At 67.7% G+C, this 5,608-nt stretch carries 5 protein-coding genes and 3 pseudogenes; 6 read left to right on the forward strand and 2 right to left on the reverse strand.

Features of this window, described 5'->3' with window-relative positions; all coding sequences use genetic code 11:
* The 5 genes and pseudogenes from RMO12_RS08485 to RMO12_RS08510 form a co-directional block, all read left to right on the forward strand.
* Positions 1–649: endonuclease/exonuclease/phosphatase family protein (locus RMO12_RS08485; RefSeq protein ID WP_309638955.1), on the forward strand; the 649-nt coding region annotated here is incomplete at its 5' end.
* A complete protein-coding gene (gene clsB, locus RMO12_RS08490) occupies positions 649–1,956 on the forward strand; it encodes a cardiolipin synthase ClsB (RefSeq protein WP_309638956.1) in 1,308 nt (435 codons plus the stop codon). The genes RMO12_RS08485 and clsB, both read left to right, overlap by 1 nt.
* Positions 1,957–2,383: 427 nt before the next feature.
* Positions 2,384–3,407: pseudogene (locus tag RMO12_RS08500) on the forward strand (ATP-dependent DNA ligase); the annotation flags it as partial.
* A 38-nt stretch (positions 3,408–3,445) separates the two neighbouring features.
* Positions 3,446–4,195 (forward strand): GTP cyclohydrolase I, encoded by a 750-nt coding sequence (gene folE / locus RMO12_RS08505; protein ID WP_309638957.1) that lies wholly within the window; start codon positions 3,446–3,448, stop codon positions 4,193–4,195.
* Positions 4,196–4,313: 118 nt separating this feature from the next.
* Complete coding sequence (locus tag RMO12_RS08510) at positions 4,314–4,742, forward strand: BLUF domain-containing protein (protein WP_309626134.1); 429 nt, start codon at positions 4,314–4,316, stop codon at positions 4,740–4,742.
* On the opposite strand, the gene RMO12_RS08515 is transcribed toward RMO12_RS08510, so the two are convergent.
* Positions 4,711–4,884, reverse strand: coding sequence for a hypothetical protein (locus tag RMO12_RS08515; RefSeq protein ID WP_309638958.1), 174 nt, complete (start codon positions 4,882–4,884; stop codon positions 4,711–4,713). The two genes, RMO12_RS08510 and RMO12_RS08515, sit on opposite strands and share 32 nt — an antisense overlap.
* Here RMO12_RS08515 and RMO12_RS08520 point away from each other — a divergent pair.
* Positions 4,870–5,168 (forward strand): annotated as a pseudogene (locus RMO12_RS08520) (integrase core domain-containing protein); the annotation flags it as partial. The gene RMO12_RS08515 and the pseudogene RMO12_RS08520 sit on opposite strands and share 15 nt — an antisense overlap.
* Before the next feature lie 206 nt (positions 5,169–5,374).
* Here RMO12_RS08520 and RMO12_RS08525 read toward each other — a convergent pair.
* A pseudogene (locus RMO12_RS08525) lies at positions 5,375–5,608 on the reverse strand (hypothetical protein); the annotation flags it as partial.

The following is a 5,608-nucleotide window of genomic DNA, read 5'->3' on the forward strand; positions in this document are numbered from 1 at the left end:
CCAAAGCCAGGCCGAATTCCTGGCACCCGAAGGCTACGACGTCGCCTACCGCACCAACGCCACCACGCGCGAGGGCGAGCACGGCAACGCGCTGCTGTCGCGCTGGCCGATCGGTGACATCGGCCACCACGACGTGAGCGATCACCGCTTCGAGCAGCGCGGCCTGCTGCACGTGCCGGTGCAGTGGCAGGGCAGTGCGGTCGAGGCCATCGTGCTGCACTTCGGCCTGAGCCACGCCAGCCGGGTGCGGCAGGTGCAGCGCCTGGCGCAGTTCATCGAGCGCCTTGATGCGACGCTGCCGCTTGTCGTGGCCGGCGATACCAACGATTGGGGCGAGCGCCTGGACGCGCCGATGCGCGCCTGCGGCCTGCAGCGCGCGGTGCCACCGGCCGGCCCGGTGACGCAGCGCACGCTCACCTTCCCATCGCTCGCGCCAGTGTTCGCGCTCGACCGCATCTACACGCGCCACCTTCGCTGCGTGTCCACGTTCGTGCCGCGCGGCGCCACCTGGGCGCGTATGTCGGACCACCTGCCGCTGGTTGCGGAGTTTGAGTTCCAGGCTGCGTCGAACGACCCCACGCCCCTGCGGAGCGGCCCCCATGGGGGCGCCCAGCCTTCTTGGGGCGGTCCCCCGGCGAAGGCTGAATGATGGCGGCGCGCGAGGGGTTCTTTGCGCGCGTCGACCACGCAAGCGAGGCGCTGCGCTGGACCACGAGCTCGCGCGCCGTGTTCAGTGGCGGCAACCAGATCGAGCTGCTGCGCGGCGGCGACATGCTCTTCCCGGCGATGCACCAGGCCATCGGTGGTGCGCTGCACGAAATCTGGCTCGCCTCCTACATCTTCGACGACGACGCGGCCGGCCTCGGCATGGCCGCGGCACTGTGCGCCGCGGCGCGACGTGGCGTGCGCGTGCGCGTCGTGGTGGATGGTTTTGGCTCGCTGCACGCCTTGGCGGCGCTGCGCAAGCAATTCGAGCCGGCCGGCGTCGGGCTGGCGGTATTTCGACCGGTGCATGGTTGGTGGAGCTGGTTCGTGCCCGGGCAGTTGCGCCGGCTGCACCAGAAGCTGTGCGTGGTCGACGGGCAGATCGGCTTCGTCGGCGGCATCAACTTGATCGATGACCGCCACGATCAGCGCCACGGCTGGAGCGACGCGCCGCGGCTCGACTATGCGGTGCGGCTCTGCGGGCCGGTGGTGCAGCCGGTCGAGCAGACCGCGCGCGCGATGTGGACGCGCGCCTGGTTCGGGCGCGACTGGCGCGGCGAGGTGCGCGAGATCGCCCGCAGCAGCCAGCCGGTGCGCAAGGCCAGGCGCCTTCTCAGGCGCCTACGCATCGTGCGCCGTCGCCAGGCACGCGGTGTGACGCCGCGCACGTTGCAGCCCATGCAAGCCGCCTTCCTGGTGCGCGACAACCTGCGCCAGCGGCGCAGCATCGAGCGCAGCTACATCGACGCGCTGCGCAGCGCCGAACAGCGCATCGACCTTGTCTCGGCCTACTTCTATCCAGGGTTGGAGTTTCGTCGCGCGCTCACGCAGGCGGCGCAGCGCGGCGTGCGGGTGCGGCTCTTGCTGCAGGGCAAGGTCGACTATCGGTTCGCGGCGCTGGCTGCGCAGGCGGTCTATGACGAGATGCTGGCCCAGGGTGTGCGCATCTACGAATACACGCCCGCCTTCCTGCACGCCAAGGTCGCGTGCGTGGACACGCGCTGGGCGACGGTCGGCAGCTCCAACATCGACCCGCTGTCGCTGCTGGTCAACCTGGAGGCCAACGTGGCAGTGCGCGACGCCGGCTTCGTCGCCACGCTGGCCGAGGCGCTCGAGTGCGACTTCGCCGCTTCCGCGGAAATCACCGCATCGCCGCCGCTGGCCGGCTGGAGGCGCTGGTTGCGGCGCGGTCTGGTGGCTTCGGTCGCTCGGCTGTACTTGCGCGCGGCGGGCGCCACGGGCCGGTATTGAGCGTCCATGAACTCGGGCGACTTGCTGGTCGAGCGCCCCGAGGGGCTGTATTGCCCACCGGGCGACTTCTACATTGACCCATGGCGGCCGGTGGCGCGTGCCGTCATCACCCATGCCCACGCCAACCATGCGCGTGTCGGCCACGGCCATTACCTCGCGGCCGCGCCCGGTGAGGGCGTGCTGCGCGCGGCTCGGCGCGATCTCGCTACAGACGCTGACCTATGGCAAGCGCATCGACCACTTCGGCGTGCGCCTGTCGCTGCACCCGGCCGGCCACGTGCTCGGCTCGGCCCAGGTGCGGCTCGAGCATGCGGGCCGCGTGTGGGTGGCCTCGGGCGATTACTTTGTCTCGGGTGCGGGCGACGACAACACGACCTGCGCACCGTTCGAGCCGCAGCGTTGTGACTGCTTCATCACCGAATCCACCTTCGGCCTGCCGATCTACCGCTGGCAGCCGCAGCGCGCGCTGGGCGAACACACAGGCCTGGACCCCAAGCTCGTGGCGCAACGCATGATGGGCTACACCGATGCCAAGCGCGCACCGGACGTCGCGCGCTACACAGCCCTGCTGGCGCCGCCCGAACACGGCGCCGCACGCGAAGCCGGCGAGCCCTATCCGTTCTTTCTGGCGCACCCGATCGAAGGCAAGCGCGACAGCTTCGAGGCGCGGTTCGGCGCCCCCGGCGAATGGCTGGTCGAATGGAAGTACGACGGCATCCGCGCCCAACTCGTCAAGCGCGCCGGGCGGGTATGGCTCTGGTCACGCGGCGAAGAGCTAATGACCGAACGCTTCCCCGAGGTCGAACACATGGCGCTCGCCCTCCCCGACGGCACCGTGCTCGACGGTGAGCTGCTGGTGTGGAAGAACGAGCGGCCGGCACCCTTCGCCTTGCTGCAGCAGCGCATCGGCCGCAAGTCGCTCGGCAAGAAGCTGCTCGCCGACGCACCGGTGCAATTCATCGCCTACGACCTGCTCGAATGGGCCGGCGATGACGTGCGTCACGAGCCGCAACGGCAACGCCGCGCGCGGCTCGCGCGAGCTCGGCGTGGAGGGCTTCATGCTCAAGCACCTGGAGTCCGCATACGGCACCGGGCGAACCAAGGCCGGCGGGACCTGGTGGAAGTGGAAGCTCGAGCCGGCGCAGCCGGGTGCGCTGCAACTGGTGGCCTTCGCCAAGGTCTATTCGGGTCTGACCGACGAGGAGTTCCGCACCGTCGACCGCAGCATTCGCGCCAACACGCTGGAGAGTTTCGGCCCGGTGCGCAGCGTGCGGCCCACGCTCGTGTTCGAGCTTGGATTCGAAGGCATCCAGCGCAGCCGGCGCCACAAGAGCGGTATCGCGGTGCGATTTCCGCGCATGCTGCGCCTTCGCACCGACAAGCCGCTGCACGAGGCCGACACCCTGCAGACGCTCGAGGCGCTGCTGGCCGTGCCCACCGCACGCGGCTGAAAACCTGCTACAACAGCCTCCCGCCCAAGCCCGCGCCCATGAACGCTCCCTGCTCGCTTACCGCCGTGCCCGTCGTGCCTGACAAGACCTGTGCCGACGACGACGAGGGCACGCCCGTGTCGGTGAAGATACGCGAGCGCATCGCCCTGCAGCGCCAGCGCTTCCACGCCAACGACAACATCGCCGCGTTCATCGAGCCGGGCGAGCTCGAACAGTTGCTCGACGAGGTGGCCGTCAAGATGCATGGCGTGCTCGACAGCCTGGTGATCGACACGGTGAGCGACCACAACACCCAGGACACCGCGCGCCGCGTCGCCAAGATGTACGTCAACGAGGTGTTCAAGGGCCGCTACACCGAGCCGCCGCAGGTCACCGAGTTTCCCAATGTCGAGCACTTGAACGAGTTGATGATCATCGGCCCGATCACGGTCAGGAGCGCCTGCTCGCACCACTTCTGCCCGATCCTCGGGCGGGTATGGATCGGGCTCATGCCCAATGAGCACTCCAACTTGATCGGCCTGTCGAAGTACGTTCGCCTGACCGACTGGATCATGAGCCGCCCGCAGATCCAGGAAGAGGCGGTCACGCAGCTGGCCGACCTGTTGCAAGACAAGATCGGCCCGGACGGCCTGGCCATCGTGATGGAGGCCGATCACTTCTGCATGAACTGGCGCGGCGTCAAGGACATGGACGCCAAGATGATCAACAGTGTGATGCGCGGCAGCTTCTTGAAGGACGCCAACCTGCGCCGCGAGTTCCTCTCGCTCGTCAACCACAAGCAGGGTTGAGCATGACGACCCCCGCGCAACTGCGATGCCGTCCTCGAGGGGTACGAGGCTGCCCTGCGTTGCCCCCGGGGCGCTCAGCGCCCTTGTTGGGGCGGCCCGAAGAGGGCTGAGGGAGCACATGCTGGTCCGCCTGCTCTATGCCAGCCGCGCCGCAGAGCCGGTGACGCCCGAGTTGATCGACGCGATCCTCGTGCGCTGTCGCACCCACAACCCGGCGCACGGCGTCACCGGCATCCTGTGCCACGGCGGCGAGGTGTTCATGCAGGTGCTCGAAGGCGGGCGCGACACCGTCAACGCGCTGTACGCGTGCATTGCCCGCGACCGCCGCCATCGCGACGTGACGCTGCTTCACTTCGAAGAGGTCAACGAGCGGCGCTTCGCCGGCTGGACCATGGGGCAGGCCAACCTCGCGCGCATCAACCCGTCGATCGTGCTGAAGTACAGCGAACGACCGGTGCTCGACCCGTTCGCCGTGTCGGGCAAGGTCTCGATGGCACTGCTCGAAGAGTTGATCGCTACGGCATCGATCGTCGGGCGGGCTGCGTAGGCCGTGCGCTCGCATGCACCTTGATTGCATCGCGGTAGATGTCGAGCACGCGGTCGACCTTGACCTCCCAGTCGAACAGTGAAGCGGCCTTGCGGTATCCGGCCTGTCCCATCTGTTCGCACAAATCCGGAGCCTGATTCACCACAGCGATCGGTTGAACTCGGGCAGTACACCAGCATCGCCTTCGGCGAGCGCTGCAAGAAGATGGGCGTGCGGCCCTCGATGGGCACGGTGGGCGATGCCTACGACAACGCGATGGCCGAGAGCTTCTTCGCCACACTCGAATGCGAATTGATCGACCGCAGGAGTTGGCCAACCAAGACCGAGGCCCGGATGGCCCTCTTCACCTACATCGAGGGTTGGTACAACCCGCGGCGCCGGCACAGTGCGCTGGGCCAGACATCTCCGGCCAACTTTGAAAGGAAACACATCGACAACAACCGCGTGCCAGCACCGCGCGGTGCACACGGGTTACCCACCGTCGGCGTTTGCGTGGCTGGCGCCACGCCGCCGGTGGATAACCCTGCACCTGCGCTCACCGTACCGACTTGAGAATCAAGTCCCAACCTGTCCGCGCAACCGGGTCAAGTCCAGGACCGCCACTTGGTAAGCGTCCGCCCTGACCGGATGGCTTACTTCAAGAGGTGCTCGACGAACCAAGCATTGGCGCCGCCGCCCGCACGGTCGAACTGCTTCACGTAGGGCTCAAAGTGACCGCCCTGTAAGGTCAGCAGACGCTTGGGCTCGCGCGCATCCTCATAGGCTTCCAACGCGAGGTCTGCGATTGCCAAATGGTCTTCCAGGGCGACGATCATCAGCAGCGGCGTTGGGCTGACAAGGCTGATGAATGAACCCGGGTTGTACTC

Origin of the sequence: Methylibium sp., assembly GCF_031393925.1 — a bacterium.
Lineage (GTDB): Bacteria > Pseudomonadota > Gammaproteobacteria > Burkholderiales > Burkholderiaceae_C > Methylibium.